The organism is Mesorhizobium sp. M1252 (genome assembly GCF_040318265.1).
Classification (GTDB): Bacteria; Pseudomonadota; Alphaproteobacteria; order Rhizobiales; family Rhizobiaceae; genus Mesorhizobium.
In genome coordinates, this window is the sequence record NZ_JAMYLX010000011.1 from 26911 (window position 1) to 43895 (window position 16985).

The 16985-nt window shown below is 61.8% G+C and carries 10 protein-coding genes and 1 pseudogene; 2 read left to right on the top strand and 9 right to left on the bottom strand.

The annotated features are described in order from the left end of the window. Positions 1–54 precede the first annotated feature (54 nt). Positions 55–1470 carry a mannose-1-phosphate guanylyltransferase/mannose-6-phosphate isomerase gene (locus tag NKH22_RS21625; protein WP_023746212.1) on the top strand — a complete coding sequence of 472 codons (1416 nt, stop codon included), beginning with the start codon at positions 55–57 and terminating at the stop codon, positions 1468–1470. A gap of 198 nt (positions 1471–1668) precedes the next feature. Here the strand turns inward: NKH22_RS21625 and NKH22_RS21630 are convergent, their stop codons facing one another. From NKH22_RS21630 to NKH22_RS21645, 4 genes are all read right to left on the bottom strand, one after another. Beyond that, entirely contained in the window at positions 1669–3225 is a 1557-nt protein-coding gene (locus NKH22_RS21630; RefSeq protein ID WP_023672400.1) for an E2 ligase fold family C protein, read from the bottom strand. A gap of 3 nt (positions 3226–3228) precedes the next feature. Then, complete coding sequence (locus tag NKH22_RS21635) at positions 3229–3615, bottom strand: hypothetical protein (RefSeq protein ID WP_245261414.1); 387 nt, start codon at positions 3613–3615, stop codon at positions 3229–3231. A gap of 98 nt (positions 3616–3713) precedes the next feature. Next, the gene (locus NKH22_RS21640; RefSeq protein WP_023746214.1) at positions 3714–4331 is read right to left on the bottom strand and encodes a putative metal-binding protein; all 618 of its coding nucleotides are present in this window, start codon (positions 4329–4331) and stop codon (positions 3714–3716) included. Beyond that, positions 4324–4620, bottom strand: a complete 297-nt coding sequence (locus NKH22_RS21645; RefSeq protein WP_023672403.1) for a DUF2604 domain-containing protein — start codon at positions 4618–4620, stop codon at positions 4324–4326. Before NKH22_RS21645 ends, NKH22_RS21640 begins: the two co-directional genes overlap by 8 nt. Positions 4621–4864: 244 nt before the next feature. On the opposite strand from NKH22_RS21645, the pseudogene NKH22_RS21650 reads away from it, so the two are divergent. Further along, positions 4865–5435 (top strand): annotated as a pseudogene (locus NKH22_RS21650) (DUF6088 family protein). 423 nt (positions 5436–5858) lie between these two features. On the opposite strand, the gene NKH22_RS21655 reads toward NKH22_RS21650, so the two are convergent. The 5 genes from NKH22_RS21655 to NKH22_RS21675 form a co-directional block, all read right to left on the bottom strand. After that, on the bottom strand, positions 5859–6050 hold the full coding sequence (locus NKH22_RS21655) for a hypothetical protein (RefSeq protein WP_023672407.1): 192 nt from the start codon (positions 6048–6050) through the stop codon (positions 5859–5861). 311 nt (positions 6051–6361) lie between these two features. Beyond that, positions 6362–9736 (bottom strand): P-loop domain-containing protein, encoded by a 3375-nt coding sequence (locus NKH22_RS21660; RefSeq protein ID WP_023672409.1) that lies wholly within the window; start codon positions 9734–9736, stop codon positions 6362–6364. Continuing rightward, positions 9733–11892 (bottom strand): trypsin-like serine peptidase, encoded by a 2160-nt coding sequence (locus NKH22_RS21665; protein WP_023672410.1) that lies wholly within the window; start codon positions 11890–11892, stop codon positions 9733–9735. The genes NKH22_RS21660 and NKH22_RS21665 overlap by 4 nt, the downstream gene beginning before the upstream one ends. Positions 11893–11923: 31 nt before the next feature. Beyond that, a complete protein-coding gene (locus NKH22_RS21670) occupies positions 11924–13102 on the bottom strand; it encodes a trypsin-like serine peptidase (RefSeq protein ID WP_023672411.1) in 1179 nt (392 codons plus the stop codon). After that, on the bottom strand, positions 13099–16941 hold the full coding sequence (locus NKH22_RS21675; protein WP_352498588.1) for a DNA/RNA non-specific endonuclease: 3843 nt from the start codon (positions 16939–16941) through the stop codon (positions 13099–13101). Before NKH22_RS21675 ends, NKH22_RS21670 begins: the two co-directional genes overlap by 4 nt. Between the last annotated feature and the right edge of the window lie 44 nt (positions 16942–16985).

The window sequence follows — 16985 nt, forward strand, 5'->3', positions numbered from 1 at the left end:
CTGACGCTCGAAAGAACGCGGGCGATCACTCCAGAGACGAAATCGAGGTTAGTTATGAAAGTGATTCCCGTGATCATCAGCGGCGGAGCCGGATCGCGGCTATGGCCCGCCTCAAGGCAATCGCACCCCAAACCTTTCCTCAAAGTAGCGGATGGATATTCTCTCATTCAGCACACTGTGCTGCGCGCCGCTTCGATAGAAGGTGTCGTGGAACTCGTCGCTGTGACATCCGGGGAACACCTCTTCCTGACCAAGGACGAATTTGACGAACTGGATTCCGTGGTCCTGCCACGCACCTTTCTGCTCGAGCCCGAAGCTCGGGATACGGCCGCCGCCGTGGCTGCAGCCGCGATCCATGCGAGGGTAACGCAAGGCCCTGACGCGATCCTGTGCGTTTTCCCGGCCGATCACCTGATTAGCAACCTGCCTGCGTTTCTAGACGTCATGGGCCTGGCCATGGAACATGCGAAGCTCGGGCGGATCGCCACATTGGGCATCACCCCAACCAGACCGGACACGGCATTCGGCTACATCGAAGCAGATGGTGAGAACGTCGTCCGTTTCGTTGAAAAACCGGATCTGGATACAGCCAAAGCCTATGTCGCGTCTCAACGCTTCTTCTGGAACGCCGGCATCTTCTGCTTCAGTGCGCAAACCATGCTCGACGAGATGGTTTTGCATTGTCCCGAGGTGCTCCAGGCCGTCGCCGACAGCTACGAGAACGGCCGCGCCAGTCAATGCCAAGGCTTTGCCAAAATCGAACTCGCGCTTGAGCATTTCGGTTCCGCGCCGCGGATCTCGCTCGACCACGCTGTCATGGAGAAAACTAACAAACTTGCCGTGATTCCCTGCGACATGGATTGGAGCGACATCGGATCTTGGAACGCAATGGCCGATTTGATCGCCCCCGACGAAAGCGGGAACAGGATACACGGCGATGTGCACATGGTCGACACGACCGGCACCTATGTGAGCTCCGACAAGCGCGTCATCGGCACGGTGGGCGTAAGCGATCTGGTGATCGTGGATTCCCCGGACGCTTTGCTTGTCACATCCCGCGACCGCGTTCAGGACGTTAAGAAGCTCTTCGAGTGCCTCAAGGCTTCGGGACATGAAGCTCATCTGGTCCATAGCACGGTACACCGGCCCTGGGGTTCCTATACGGTTCTGGAGGAAGGCGAGCGCTTCAAGATCAAACGCATCGAGGTGAAGCCCGGTCGCCAGTTGAGCCTGCAGATGCACTATCATCGTTCGGAGCACTGGGTCGTGGTCAGCGGCTCCGCCAAGATCGTCAATGGCGAGCAGGAGTTGTTCCTGGGGACAAACGAATCTACTTACATCCCCTGCGGCCATAAGCATCGGCTCGAGAACCCAGGCAGAATTGACCTGGTGATCATCGAAGTGCAGAGCGGCGATTATCTCGCCGAGGATGATATCGTTCGCTTCGACGACGAATATGGTCGAACGTAGATAACAGTACAAAAAAGTTAAACGACGAGGCGTCGCTCAAGGATCTCTGTCGTGGGTTCTGGGCCTGACATTGGCAAGCAGCGGGCCGAGCGTGTCATAGTATCCGCCCCGCGCTCTCCAGGCACTCGATCGTGGTCGAAAACGTCGGTGAGCGCTTGACAGCGCGCCGTCCGCGGTAACGAAGACTTCAGATCTTTCTCAGGCGGACCAGTTGCTCAGCTGTTCAACGGCACAGCCGTATTTCAGCCTGTAGGCGGCAACGAAATCCTCATCGCTGCAGATGCAGCGGCCGCTGGAATCTTTGGCTTTCGGATCATGGAGGTGAGAACCAAGGGGGCGCAGTAGATTCACGCGAGTGCTGGTCGTCGGACTCATCGGAAAACCCGCACTATGCTTGACCAGGTCTGCGGCAAGCATGATCCCGGCAAGCGCTGATTGAAAGGCCATCGGAACCACGGTTCGAAGGAGACGACTTCCATCGCTAAGCTGGAACACCAGGCCGCCGCAGATAACCTGCTGATAAAAGGAACGGAGGGGCTGGCCAACAAACGCGGCGAGCGGCTCAAACGGCACAGCCATCGCCGTAGCCACCCGAGCTACGAACTCATTGGGGACTCCGGTATTGGTCTGCAGGAGCGTTTTTACCTCCTCGTGTGCTTCCGGCATTCCGAGTTCCTCCGCGACCAGTTGGTGTTCGTCCTTGGATTTCCCGGTCGGCATGTACATGCAGCAAAGGCAAGCCTGGCCGTCATCGAAACCATGCCGCGAGATGCCTAGATCTTGCTCCTGAGTCCAGGCGTTCGCGATCCATCGGGGCAGAGCACCTTGGACAGCTAGACGGTCGGCGGCGGTGTCAAGCGCCACACCCACTCGGTCGAATACCCAATCGCCCCGGCGCGCAACATATTCTGCCCACTTCATAGGGTGCGCCTCCACTTCAAGGGCGGTGGACCGAAGGGCGTGGGTTGCTAGGGCCGCCTTAGAGAGGCCGACCTCCGCCTGACCTGCCAACACGTAGCGCTGCAGGTTTGAGAGTTCGATAGCTTCGTGATCAACTACATGCAGGCGCCCCGACAGACCGGATTGCCTCGCCAGCGCCCAGAGCGAGCCATGGCCTATCGCGCCGAGCCCAACGAGGTGCGTTTCGCCAAGGTCGACAGGGAAATTTAAGGGGCTGGAATCGCCGGCGTTGCTCTTGTTGTAGGTGCATAAAGAGAGGTCGATGTTCTCGTCCAGCTCGGCGCCGGTCAACTGGGAAGCAAAGACGGTTCGAAAGACGTTGGCGGCGGCAAAGCAGCTTGCGGCGCCGGCTCCATAGGGCAGCAAGCTCGAGCCAGAGCCCACCGGGTCCGTACGCGACAGCTTTGCCGCCCAACCCTGCGATCCCATGAAAAACGTTGGGCACCGAAGTGATGGGTGCACCGCGCCTGCAGCTACACAGACCGTCGCATACTTGCCGGAACGCCGGATGCTGATTTTTGGATTGATCGACTTTGCCAAGCGCTCGAGCGCTTGGGCTTGAGAGCTCGCGGCCATGTCCAGGGGGAGTATGGCCAGAACCGGATAAAGTCTGGCAAGCAACCTGACCGTAAGGTCAAGCGTCGCCTGGCCCTCGGCACACGAAGCGGCTTGGCTGTCGAAGGCCACAGCCACGACCTGCTTTTCGAGGGCTGCTTTGAAGTCGCATAGATGAAAGTCGGCCAGCACCTGAGAAGCTGCCGTGGCGGCGCGGTCGATGAAGTTAGCGAGTGCCATCGTTCAACCCGTTATCGTGATCATCCGCCTGAGTGCCGCGGATGGGACCTCATTCCAGTTCGCCTTCGCGTCAAGTCGATAGGCGGCGACCCGAGCAAGATCGAAAGGCTCGCGGGCGAAATTGGGCACCACCAGCGACAGACACCCAACCGTCGTAGCGACCGCGTAGGCGTCGTCGGTCGTCGAATGGTAGGCTCGGCCCGGATGGCTATGGATCTGGGCGAAGAGTTTAAGGCTGCTCTTGTAGAGCCAGACATTGAGCCGGTGTAGTTCTTCGGCCGGAACTATCACGCAAACGCCGTCGCCCGTCCGAATGTGACGCTGTGCCGGTATAACGGTCTCTGTTACGCCAAAGTGCTGGTCCTGCTGAACGCCGACCCAGAGCGCCATCCCCTCATGGCCCTGTCGCCCAACTGAGCGCAGGTGCGCCTGGACACTTGAAAGACAGTCTCGGGGAAGAGCGACTGTCCCGACATCCTTGAGCTCGGTCATTCTGGAATGGCGGGTAGGGGTGCTATCATGGCTCCCACTGAGATTTGGAACTGATACTGAAGCTGCTCCACGGGACCGGTCCCGTACTTGATGATCTTGTCCAGGATGAAGGCCAAACAGCCTTCGCCAGAACCCCGGTGGAGAAGCCATGAATCACCTGAATGGGCTGGATTGTCGTGGTATTCCCGGACGCCTGACATGCACAGGAATGGCGTGTGTTCCGCACTGTTGGCCTGGATGAAGTCCGACAGCGACAGAGCGTTCTGCTGCATGAGGACCAAAATCATATCCGGTGGGGTTCCGGGTAGATGCGGTCGTCTCAGCATCCTGAGCAGCAAATCCTTCCGGGCAATCGGCCGGCGTATAAAGGGGTCTACGAAGACCACCGACGGAGGTCGGAGGTCGTAATTGGAGAAGTCGATCTCGACAGCTGCACCGATGATCTGTGGCTTTATCTTCGGCGGTACGAAGATGAAGAAGGCCGTCGGGAAGCTCGCCTCGATTAGGAAACAACCCTGAGCCCGGTAAATACCTGCTTGTGTTTGGAACCAGCCGATCTGCCGACCGAACTTCGCTCGGGACACCTCCGGGTCCACAGTTTGGAGTTCAGGCACCTGCGACGCCCGCCTTCAGGCTGAGGAACAGGGTCACAGTGGTCGCGAAACCGAAATCGCCAACTTTTTTGTCGACGTCGAGCAAGGTGCCGGCCTCGTCCTTGAATTCCCAATTCTCGGCCGGTTGGGCGACGTTCTGCGTATTTTCAAGCGCTTTGGTGCGGACGACGTGAAGCGGCTGGTTGGGATTGGCTTCGACCTGTGTGGGCTGGCCGTTCACCACCACCGTGATCTCGATCTTCCCGGGGCCGCCGCCGTGATTTTCGCCCTTGCCCGAATCCTTCGACATTGTCCTACTCCTGTGGCTTACCAACGGGCCCCAAGCCGCCAGTGCAGACCTGCTAGTGAGCGGGCTGGCGGTCCTCAATCGTCCACTCGGCGCCACGGACCGCGAGTACGCGAAAGACAAGGGATAACATCGAATCGATGCTGTCTCCTTTTATGGGGACTTGTGCGGCAAGTAAACGGCCGAAACTGCTCTTCACAACTATAATCGATTTGAGCATTGGCAAAATACCGGCCCCCACCTATTCATAAACCCGCCGCCGCTTGCTCATTCCACTGGCCGCGTGCAACTCGGGCACTCAGTGATTCAGTTGGCAACATGCAAAATGGACCCACGCCCCAATATCCAACGTCGAAGTCGGCAATACCCCCGCAAGTTGTCCCTGCTCGTTTGGAATAACGCGCCTGGGTTGGGCCCGCTCTCGCCCTCTCCTGACAACGTCGCCCAGGCCCTCGCTCGCGAGATCGGCTCGCGGGTGCAGATCGCGGGCGCTCGCGCTGCGAGCGTGCTTGGCCTCTGACGCAAGTTCCGGCCAGGAGCACTTACCTGGCCGATGGCCTTCTCGTCGCGTTGTTGTGGATCTGCGTCACGCCTCCCCGAAGCATCTGATCGCCCCGGGCAGCGCCGCTGGCACCGTCGTGCACGCTCTGCGTCACCTGGATCCAATGCTTGCGCACGACGTTGCCCAGGTGGCCGCGCGCCAGCTATCGGTGAGCGACAAGAAAGCACTTGTCGCTGGCGCCACTCGGGCACCTGCATGGATGCGGCCGACGCTCGTCGCCATCGCCAACAACGCAAGTGGTGCCCTTGGTGGATAAGGTTGCCCTCTTGCCGTCCGAAATGCGACTGCGGACCTGCGCTCCGACTACCGTGGCATGCCGCCGTATGTTCGATGAAAAGCCACTGTCGTGCGACGAAGTCGTTTCGCGTCACCGGAAATTTAAAGAAACCACCAATGCCTCGTCGCCCGTTCTGCAGAAGCCGGACGAGTAATTCAAGTCTGAGCAGCGTACGGCCGAATACAGGGCCCGTTCCAATTGGGGCAATCGGCCGGCACTGGCGGTGGCGTGATGGCGACAGGAACAGTTCTCGATCTTTTTACTTCGCCAACCACTGCTTTGCGCCCCCGTCTCGGCCGTCCAGGGCCTCGTAGCCGCCGCCTGAAAGCGGACGTCCCCGACAGCGAAATTCAGTTCGAGTGTGTGCTTGAGCGGACAAGTTTGTCTTCGGATCGCTCTATCTTAGCAGGGGCGCCACGAACCCACGGTCGATCGATTTGGTTGCGCCGCCGCCAGATCTCGGCCAGAGGAGGTCTCGTGGCGCATGAGAGAGCGCTCTATGGCGCGGATGATCGCGATCAGCAGCAGATTGATCACGAGGTAGAGCACGCCGGCAATGGCGAAGATCTCGAAAATCGCGAAGGTCTGGCTCATCAGCCGCTTGGCGAGGTGAAGCCGTCGAGAACTGGCGCGGCGTCGCTGCTGATGCCGGCATCGGCAAGGCCGAAGTCAACCGCATGGCGTCGGCGTTCGAACACGACGACCTGTCCCAGGCGCTTGCGTAGAAGTGTAGATGTCATCCCTGAAACGCAGGCGCTTCTCGGGCTGACAGCGTAACGCCGGTGGAACGCCTGGTCGGCACAGGAAGCGCCCGAGCCGGCCCGGGCCGATGGACGGAGGCGGGATCATGCGCAGCCGGTTCTTGAGACCGCGAACGCCACATTTGTTCGGGCATCTGGCCATTGTCACCCGTTGCGAGTATGCCCGGGAACGACCATCTCGACATTTACCATTTTCGTGCGTGCCTGCCGTCGGATCTTGTCCAAACTCTGGATGTCAACATTTCGATTGGCATCGATCAACTCGCACAGGCGCCGAACTACAGTATCAAAGTCGCCCGCACGATCAGCAAGCATCAAGTATTCGATCAGGTCCGCAGGTATCCGTGAGCGCCGTAGCGTCGACGTGATCTGGCCGAAGAACCCCTGGCGCCCGGGGTCGTATCGATCTGATGAAACCTCCTGCCCTACCACCTGTTGCCAAGTTTGGGGCAAGCAGGCGTTGAGCAAATAGGCGAACGGCACGATCCACTCAGGCTGCCTGACGGAACAGTACTGTCGCGCGAAACGCTGAATTCGGCTGCGGTCACCCCAGGTCGCGATCGCGCTCAAAAGGGTTGTCGCCTCAGCGATGACGTCGCGCTCCTTGAGTATCTGCCTTGGAACCTCCGCCATCGAGCCGCGCTCGATAGCGTCTCTATGCTCGGTTGCAAGAGCGCGGAATTTGTCGGAGGCTCCGCGTCCGCGCGAACCGCTGCCGCCCGCCCAGTGGACGAGAATGGCATATTCGGCAAATGAGATTCCGCCCAGTATGCGATCCTTTTCCGCCTTTGCCCAGATCGTCAGTGCAGTGCCTTGGGTTTCGAAACCGACCTGCAGCAGGAATCGTAGCGAGCATTCCCGCATACGGCCCTGGCCGGAAGCGCCGGCGAGCGAATCGCCGAGGCGCCATTCGATGTGGGCGAAAAGCGTGGGGTCGTAGAGTCCTGCGGTGATCAACGACTGCGTCAGCGCATGCCAGTTGTCGTTGCCGCGGCTGCTGTACAGCGAATCGATCAACGCAGGATAGCGTTGGGTCCAATACGCTGGCGGGCGTTCGCCGGCAAGCGAGAGCTGGGCTACGTAGAATGCGAATTGGGTGAGATCGAACTGGGCCGAGGGGATCACCAGAGCGGCCGGGTCGAGGCGCGACCAGAATCCGCATTTGATCTGGATTGCCTGCCAAGCACTCTGCTGTCCAACATCGTCGGACGAGGCCGGCCTGTCGCGCTCGGCCAGAAGCTGTACACGCGGCTCGATCCTGCGGTCGTTTATGCCGCGCAGACCGCTGCCGGTGCGACCGAGATGCTCCCACAAGAGATCATCCGGGAGCTGACTCATATGGTCGAATTCGAGTGATCGTTTGCCAAACTTCGCTTGAATCAGATTCCAGGCTGGAGAACCGGTTTCGAAATCCTGGATGTCGACCACGAACTCGGGGAGGTAACCGTGAAGGCTCCGATCCGAGTAGATTTCCTCTTTGTCGCCCCGCAGCAGGACATAGTATACGTGCTCGACGGGGTCCCGGTCGGCGTAGTAAACAATCAGCGCCTCGACTACCCGGTTGAACCTCTCCGGATCGCGGCGGCGCATCAGCGGGAGCGTGCGCGCCCTGAGTTCCCTGCGGTGACGAATGCTGTCACCGCCGGGCTGTCCTTCGACGAGCCATGTCTCCCGGGACAAGAGATCAAAAGCCACCTCAGCTTCCGACGCATCAAGTCCGCAGACCGGCGCCAGCACCTCCCGCGCCATGTGGCGCGTGACGTTGCGCGCAACCAGCCCGGGCCATGCAAGCTTGCGGGCGCGTTCGTCGCGGACATGGTCCAGGATGCGCCGCTCATAGAGTGCGGCGACGAACTTGTCGTCGGCGCTTTCGCCCAGCCGGACGATGTCGTCGACGACGGTCGCTCGCATGTCGGGCTTCGTGTCGCGCACCATCTCGACCGCTACTCGCAGGCTGAGCGGCTCCCGACGGCTGTCGGGGTCCTTCTTGCGCCCCGCAATCCGCCGCGACCAGCTTTCAACCCATTCATTGGGGAGCAGGTCTTTGCCCAACTGCTCGACCATGCCCCGCGCGTCGTCTACTGAGAGCGGTTGTAGCTTCAGCGGGGTGACCTCAAACGCATCGCCGACCGAAAGCTGGTCGACACCAGACCTTCCCGCGGCAACAACGCAGAATTCGAGAAATGGATCCTCGGAATCGGCGCCCAGGGTACGCAGCAAGATGACGACGCCCTCCGTCGCTGCCAGGTCGGACTCCACTATCTCCAGCGTGTCGAGCACCAGCAGGAACGTCGCGGCGCCATTCAACCTGAGCGCAGTTCTGATGATGCTGCGAAACGTCTTGCACCATTGCCTGAGGTCGCCGGTCGCCCGGCCCATGAGCGACTGCCGCATTTGTTCGCTCAATTGATGGAGAGCCTGCTCAGCGTTCGGATACTGGAAGGACAGTTGACGGCAGATTTCCAGCAGCATCAAGCCGGGGCCGCGAGGCTGGACATCCGAGCGGTCGAAGTCGAGATACGCGAACGGAAATTGCTGCCGGGAAAGCGTCGCATGATCGTAGAGGAACTTCGCCACCAGCGCCGTCTTGCCTAGGCCGCCGCGCGCGACAAGAGAAAGCAGCCTCGGCTTGCTGCGGATTACGCGATGAAAGCCGCGGCTGGCCGATTCCAGGACGGAGTGCGAAGCCAGCTCATCGACAACGCTGCGCAAAATGAGCAGTTCCTCGGCCCGCCCGACGAACCGGTCTCCCACGCTCTTTGGCGCCTTGGCCGGATCTACTCCGATCAGAATGCCGAGCGGGATCAGGATTTCCGCCAGGCCGGCACGTCGCCGGCATTCCGCCAGCGAGGGGACGGAGGGCGAGATGTTCATGACGCCCTCGAGTTCTTCGCGGGCGGCCGTGATCGCACGGCGGTGATTGGCCAAGAGCGCATCCGAGACGCTGCGTCCGCGGAGGAATTCGCGCAGATACGTGTCGGCGAGTTTCTCGAGCTCGGCGTTCGGGGTCGACAGCATGGCGCGGTCGTCGGCCTCGTACTCACCAAGCAAGCTAGGCAGCGCGAGTGTCGCGTCGACCGAATTCAGCAATCGCTGTCGCTCGGCATTCAAAAGACGCAGGTGTTTGGCGCCCGAAGCACAAACAAGAACCGACTGGCGAAGCAGCCATGCTCGCGTCCTGACGTCAGGGTTTAGTGCGTCGAGGTGGTAATTGTAGCTGATGGCCGCGCGCAGCAACGCCCCAGAAATATCAAGCGGGGGTGTCGCGGCATCGGCAGGCGTGGACAGGCCCGCTGCCTCAAGCGCCGGCAAGTCGGGACCGCCTTTCTGCGCTCCGAACTCCGACACGTCCGAGCCTGGTCGTGCCGGCTCGAACGATGGTAGGTTGGGGCCCGTCCACGCCGCGTCGAACCGAACGATCGTCTCCAGAGCAGTCTTTCCGACCGCTTTCTCCAACTGGTCGCGAATGTCCGACCTTGCGAGGAGATTGGTCAGATAGTCGGCGGAGAGGCTTTTCATAGCTTGTGCCCGCTGCTCTGGTAGGCGCCGGCAATGAGATTTGCCAGAATCTGCTGACAAACGCTCAACGGCGTGTGGTCAAGATTGCCCTTTGCGTGTTCGCCCTGCAGAACGCCGGGCACCAGCAGCAGTACGCCCGATGCAAGGGCGAGCGGATCCTGCAGGATGCCGGCCTCGTCAAAAGCTGCCTGAAATGTGGCCGAGATATGCTGGACTTGCACGTCGGCCGGAGAAAACGTCTCGACGGACATGTCTTGCGAGGTCAGGAACTCTGGAACGGCTCCTAGGAATAACCACTGCAGCTCGGCGCGCACGTCCGTCACCGCACCCTCATCAATGTCGGCGCCGATAAGGCCGGCTGTGAACTTGCGGACCTGAGATGACAGCGGACGCTGGTCGAGGTCGTCCAACAGTATCCAAGTTTTCGCCCATTTCACGGACGACACCATCACCGGCGGATTCGCGTTTGCGATGGCGAGATCCTCTTGTGTGTTGGGACGCCCGAGCGCGATGTTGTCCTGAACAATTCGTTTCAAGACTTCGGTCGTGTTGACCGTGGTCGTGCGGTGCGCGGCGAGCCGCTTGGAAAACCACTCCGGCATCTCCTGGGATTCCCAGCGATCGACCTTGTCCCCGTCCTTGGCGTCTTTTGGCAAGTCAACGCTGGGCCTTGGTGGGAAGGCGCCAAGGTCTTCCTTCGACATCCCGAATCCGGCTGCGAGCGCGAGCACGAAGTCCTCCAGAGTTTCGGGAATGAGCTCGGTGTCGCCGCCCAACACGATAATATTCTGCGTTCCATCGGCCGCCAGAAAGGTCCTCACGATGTCCGCCGTGAACGACTTTCCGGCACCCTTCTGTGGCGCATCGGCGACATAAACCCTGTTGCTGCGGCTCCTTGTCTGGGGCGATGGACTTGTCGCGTTGTCGAGCCACGTCTGAAGCTTATCCCTGCCCAGCACCGGGACCAAGGCACTTCCGGGCCGTGTCACGCGCCAGATCGATTTTGCCGCTCGCTGCACGGAGTTGATCGGAAGATGTGTGAGGACTTTCGGATGGATTGCATCGATGCGGACGGCCAGATTTCCCTTGAGTACCCCTGCAGGCCTGTATGCAGCGCTGTGGATGCCGATCAGTTCCATCCGGCTGTTGAGACAGGGGGCGCCAGAAGAGCCCTCGTCAGTTTCCAACTCGTAGATCACACGGGTGTTGGGATCCCAGTTGCCGAGTATCCTGCCGAATGCGTGCTGCATTGACATGCCTTGCGGATGCTGCGGCATGACGACCTGGCTCTCGACTGCGTAGGCCGGCGGCGCAGGCATGTCCACGGCGAACCAGCCACGTCGCGCCCTGAAGCCGCCGCTGACGGGAAGGTTTCCAACAGCTTCGTCCAGCCTGATAAGCCCGAAATCAAGATCGGTTGCCAGCTGCGCGAGCTCTTCGTCGTTCAGCGCCGCCACGGTGCCCGCCCATGGAACGGGCGAGCTTTGTGCAACCAACCAGTTGGTTGGGTGCAATCCAACCACGCGCACGCCATGGAGATTGGCGAGGTCGGCCGTGCCCTGAATCGGATCACCCGCCCAATAGTCGAAAACGACCTTAAACGATTGAGGCACCTGGGCGGACCGACCTGATGAAAGCAGTGGGTCGAAGGTGTGTAGAGCCGTCAAGATCAGGTCGGGACCCACGAGAAAGGCGGTCCCGCTTGTCGAGACAGCTTGACCTTGGGCGTTGAGGAATGTTCCCACCACAATGGCCACCCGTGGGCGGACCTTGGTAAACAGCTCTGAAAGTCCTCGGTCGGTGATGAAATGGCTGCGCTTTTTCAGCAGCGCCTGGAGGGCGTTTGGCGGCGCGGCCGGCATTCGAACCGATCGCGCCAATGCCGCTATCCTTTCCTGGTGATCCCCCGACCATGAGATTTCGAAGAAGAGCCTCTCGGCGAGATCGCACGCAAGTCCCCTTTCGTTGAATTCATGAAGGAGCGCCCGAAACAGGGCAAGCACGGGGTCAGCCTGCCCGGCGGACTTCTCCTTCACGAACGCCTCGTAGTCGGGAACAATCTCGAAGGCGCGCACTTCCCGTTCAAGACGGCTCGGCGCGACGTCACGCGCGCACGCAGTGGCAAAGACGTCCAGTTCTGCTGGCGTCAGCTTCATGTTCGCAGTCTCGGGGCAAGACGCTGGCTTTTCATGGCCGCGGCAGCAGATTGCCCAGTTCGGGGTGGTTCACGATGTCATCCGCCGGGATGGCGCGGTTGCCGGACTTGGAGTCTCCCCAGTAGTGCAGCGCGCGGACGTCCGGCGCGGCAAAGCCGACGACGGCGGCCCCCGAATAGCCGCCGACCGTGGAGGCGTCGTGGACGATGTGCGTCTGTTCCGGGGCTACCGGGTCCATCAACTCGCCGAAACTCACGCGCTTACGCTCGTCCGGGCGGCCGAATACCGCCATGATGTCGTCGGGCACGCTCTCCAGATAGCCGGGGTGGCCGACGATATATAGTCGGTCGATGTCGAACACATCGGCGCGTGATACGGCAAGGGGAGACGGGCCGGCGCCATGCACACATTCGACGCGCAGCAGCGCGGCGTCGACAGGATCGGAATCGGAGGCCACAAACGGCACGTCCATTATCCGGTAGAGGATCTGCCTTGCCGCACCGTTGTCGAAGGCGAAGTCGAGCAGCACCTCGTAGTCACCCTTCATGCGGGCCTTGTTCGTGCCAGGGAAACGCCGCGCGATGCGTACGCCACCGTCAGGCGGGAACAGGACGTGGCGGTTGGTCAGTGCCAGATCAGGGCCGATCAGGAATGCCGTTCCCTGGACCCAGGGAGGCCGGTTGGCAATGAGCCGGTCGGTGACCCGCACTGCAGCGGTTGCCGACGTGACCGTCCAAAGGTTCTTGAAGTGCTCATCGGCGAGCAGTTTCCACAGACCGGCCTCCGGGTAGACGCCAATGTCCTCCAACCCCTCCGACAGCACCCTGACCGCAGGGCGGCCGCGCACATGGACCACCGCCTCCAGAGCGATCGCCTCGGCTTGGTTGAGTGCTCCGTTGGACGCTACGTCGAGTTTCAGAAGCGCCCGGTTGGCGCTGGCGACGATGGTACGGGCGATCCCTTCCGCCTCCGCGGGGCCGATAGGTCGGCCTTCCTGGACACGCGAGGCCATCAGTCGCCTGGCGATGGCTAGGACGTCGCGGTCAGCGGGACCGCCGCTGGACGCGCCACCCGACTCCGCGCCAGTGCTTTCGAGACTACCCATCGGTTTCGCCACACCGCCTGCCTCAAGCTGGCCCGGGGCGCGCCCAAGGATCTTGTGTACGCGGCTCGCTGTATGCTCAAGCCGCAGCGTGTCGATATCGCTCATGGCCGCCCTCCCGTGGCGGTGGTGCGTGTCAGAGACGGCCCCAATTGTGTCCGCAAGCCCCTGGAGATCCGCGCCGGTGGCATGGCTTCCAGACTGCCCTCGCGGGCACGCGCCATGCGGGCACGGTCGAGCCCCATGCAGGCAAGCTCCAGCAAGCCCTGATTGTCGCTAAACAGCGGGGCCACCGCCTCGAGCTGGCTGAAGGCTCCGGTCTCCGCCAGCAGATCCCGCACCTGATCCGTCGTCGAGCGAGCACCGGCCGCTTCGGGTGCCCCCGCGAAGTCGGGCGCGCGGCGCAGCAGCGCTTCGGCGTTGACGATCCCTGCCCCATACTCGTCCGTGTCGAAGCCGGGTGGTACGTGGGCGCTTCGTTGCACTGTCGCCTTGAACACAGACTGCAACTTCGTTCCGGGCCTGAGGTTCTGAACAAGCTGGTTGCGCCCATGGTGGGCAAGCCAGCACGCGGCGACGCCAGCCAGGTGAGCGACCGCGTACGATGTTCCCTCGCCGCCGCCCACCTTGCCGGCATTGGTCGGATCGCGCGCGTCAGCGCGCAGCACAAGTTCTGCTGGGCCGGAGATATCCACGGCCTGGCCGTGGCTCGAGCCTTTCCAGGGCAGCATCTTCTCATTGATGCCGCCAACCGCCACGACCTCGTCATAGCGCGCCGGCCAGACGACCGTCCCGACGCAGTTGCCGGCTGCTGCGAGGACGATGATGTTGGCGTCCACCGCCTTACGCACCGCGGCTTGCAATGCCGAACCAAAAAGCCCGCCCAGGCTCATGGTGATCACATGCGCGCCCTGCAGCCTGGCATGGTTGATCGCCTGGGCCACGCGGCTCTGGTCGATAACGACGACGGAGGTGATGGCGCGGATCGGTATCAGGGTGGCCTCCGGCGCGCTGCCGCTCATCGCGCCAGCCTCGGGACTGGCAACCACGCTGCCAGTCGAGGTGCCGTGGCCAATGTTGCCAGAGCCCTTCATCGGATCGACGGGCGGTTTGCCGGGCTCGATGAAATTGGCCGAGCGCTTGTCCTTGTCGACTTTCGTGGGCATTTCCGTGTGGGTTGGCACCACACCGGTGTCCGGCTGGAACACGAGGATGCCCTTGCCGCCGCGCGGGCGCCCCTGCGCCTGCGAGAATGCCCAGGCCTGGCGAACATTGGTCTTGTTGATTGCCCAGTCCGGGTCCAGCGGAGCGTCGTCCTTCTCGTCCACCCAACACCAGAAGGCAAAATTCGCGCTCTCGGCGGTGCCGTCCGCCGGCGGCGCCGCGCCGACGGCGAAATAGTTAGTCGACAGGTCCGGCTCCACCGTTTCGCTGCCGAGCAGATGGTTGAGGTGGCGAGCGACGTCGAACAGGTCCGAGCGATCAGTGGCGACCACGCCTGGGATGGTGATGAGACGGAAACGGTCGAGCTGAGGATCGGCATCGAACAGCGGCCCGACCTCGACATCGAGGTTGAGCGCTCGGCTGACCTCAGCGCGAATAGTGCTGTCGGTCATCGGGGTCGACAGGGTGACGACGAGCCGAATATCGTCGGCGGAGGGCTTTTGGCTTTTCTGCACGTCGCCCCAGAAGGCCACAATATCGGCGATGTCGGCGCCGGCCGGCGGAGGCGGCGCGGCCGGACCTTCGCCGGCCGCCAGCCCGGCGGCGACCCCGGCCGACGCCATGATGCCGGCGCCCTCGGCGGTGGTGAACTGGTCCGCATCACGGATCTTGCGGGCGAAATCGACCCCTGCGAGTTGCTCGATTTCGGCGATCGGGCGCATGTACTTGACCCACTTGTCGGGCACCACCAACTCGGTGTCGACGCCCGACAGGTCCTGTTCCAGTGTGAAGCCGTAGCTCTGCAGCCGGCCCTCGGTGCTGGCGACAATCAGCTTCCAGAACTTTCGAGGGATCTTGATCGCGATCTCGCCCTCCGTGTCGACGCCGCGAAAGATCGGATCGTCCCCGGCGAGAACAGGTCCGCCGAAGACCGCCAGGTTCTCGGTTCGCGCGCTCTTCAGCACCAGGTTCTCAAGCGCGCCCCAATTGTCGGCCTCCTCGTCGGGCCGATTGAAACGGGCTGTCTGCGGGGAGCAGTTGGTGACATGAAACGTGTCGCCATTGGCGTTCTGCATCTCGGCGTAGGTGTCGCCCCAGGCGACGTCCTCCCGCCGCACGATATGACCCTTGTCGAAGGCCTTGCGGTCCTTGTTGTAGAACTTGTCCGGCAATTGCTCGGTGTCGAGGATTCGCCCATCGCCGAACCATTTCTCGCTATCGTCCTTGCCCATGCCGCCGAGGCCCTTGCGGCCATAGTCCGCTTGTGGCCGATTGCCCGGCCTCTTCCTGGCGGGATCGGCGCTGACATTTGCCGCCGCGAAAAGGGCCAGCCGTCGCGCCTTGTGCATAACCACTGAGAAGTGATGGTAGGAGATTTCGTGGCTGCCATCCGCCATGCGGACCAGTTCGTTCGGGCGTCGCGGCTTCGGCATGGGGACGGAGACCCCAAGGAATGTCGGATTATAGCCTTTGCGTGTCGAATAGTCGGTCTCGTGCACCGGCTCGACGGCGCGCTCGACGATAACCGTCGCGGTAGCGTTGGATTGTTGCGTGGTCACGGACGCGGCACCGAGTTGCGCCTGGCCGAGGCGGACCGTGATTTCGAGCGGTATGGTGATGCGCGTTTCTTCGCCATTCGCGGCCATTGCACGTCCTCCTGAGCCAGATGATGGGGATGCGTCCGCGGCGATAGGCCCAGTCGTGATGTCGACGGGCTCGGGCCGAGCCGAGCCGGTGGACACTTGGCGCCAGGCGTCGTCCCATGCGGTCGCCCTGCGCGTGACCGGGCCTGCGAAGGTCACGCCCGTGTCGATGACGCGCCCGTCGGCGGCCAGCGCGCCCGCGGGAACGCAATAGTTTGCGACGGCGTAACGCCCACCGAAGTGGAGACCGAGCACATCGCCGGTCTCAAGATCGAGCACGCACGACCCCGAATTGCCGCCGAGCGTGGAACTGTCATGGAGGGCAGCGTCGACGACGCGGTTGTAGTAGGTGTCGACGGCTGCGATCTCGCGTATCTTTCCGGGTTGAAGGCGCTTGATGCCGTAGACCCCCGCGAACACATCGTTCTGGATGTCGGCGGGGTTGCGAATGTCGAAGGTCGGATAGCCGATCACGGCGACTTCCTTGCCCGTCATCGCGCCGGGATCGAGGGTTGAGAGACGCAGATGCTGGCGGATCGCGGGTAGACCTTCGACCTCAAGGAGGGCCATGTCCCAATGGGGGTGGATCATAGCAACCCGCAACACCTGCAGATAGGCCGTCGCTGGGAGACCGCGCTCCTTCAGGAAATCGATGCCTGCTTCGAGCCCCTGAATGAAATTCAGACCCGACGTCCCGAGGCCCTCCGCGAATGTCTCCGCGACATGCCGGTTGGTCATGAGCAGTCGGGGTCCGACCACGAAGCCGGTGCCGCCATAAGGCAGCGTGGGGTGATTTGGCAGTTCAATCCGGCCGATGCCGGGGAACTTCGCCTTCAGTCGGTCGCGGAGTTCCGGCTTGTTCAGATGCAGCCAATCGGGGTGTCGTGTGCTGAAGTCGCCGCCCACAATGTCAATGGCGGGTCGCTTCGCCGGCAAGATGACCGCTTCAAGATGGTAGCGTTCACGGGGATCGAGCATTTCGCCACGGTCCAGCTTCTGAAGTGTGGTGCGGGTCAGAGTTTCAGCCGCCCCCGCGCTTTCCGGCCCAGAAGCACCGGGCATCATTTCTTCGATCGTTTTGGACGCCGTCGTCTTCGTGAGGAATTCGCGCAGCTGATTTTGCGATGCAAAGGAAGTCATGACCGATTCGATGCCTCTTGCGTCAATTTCCAGTGCAGAACTAT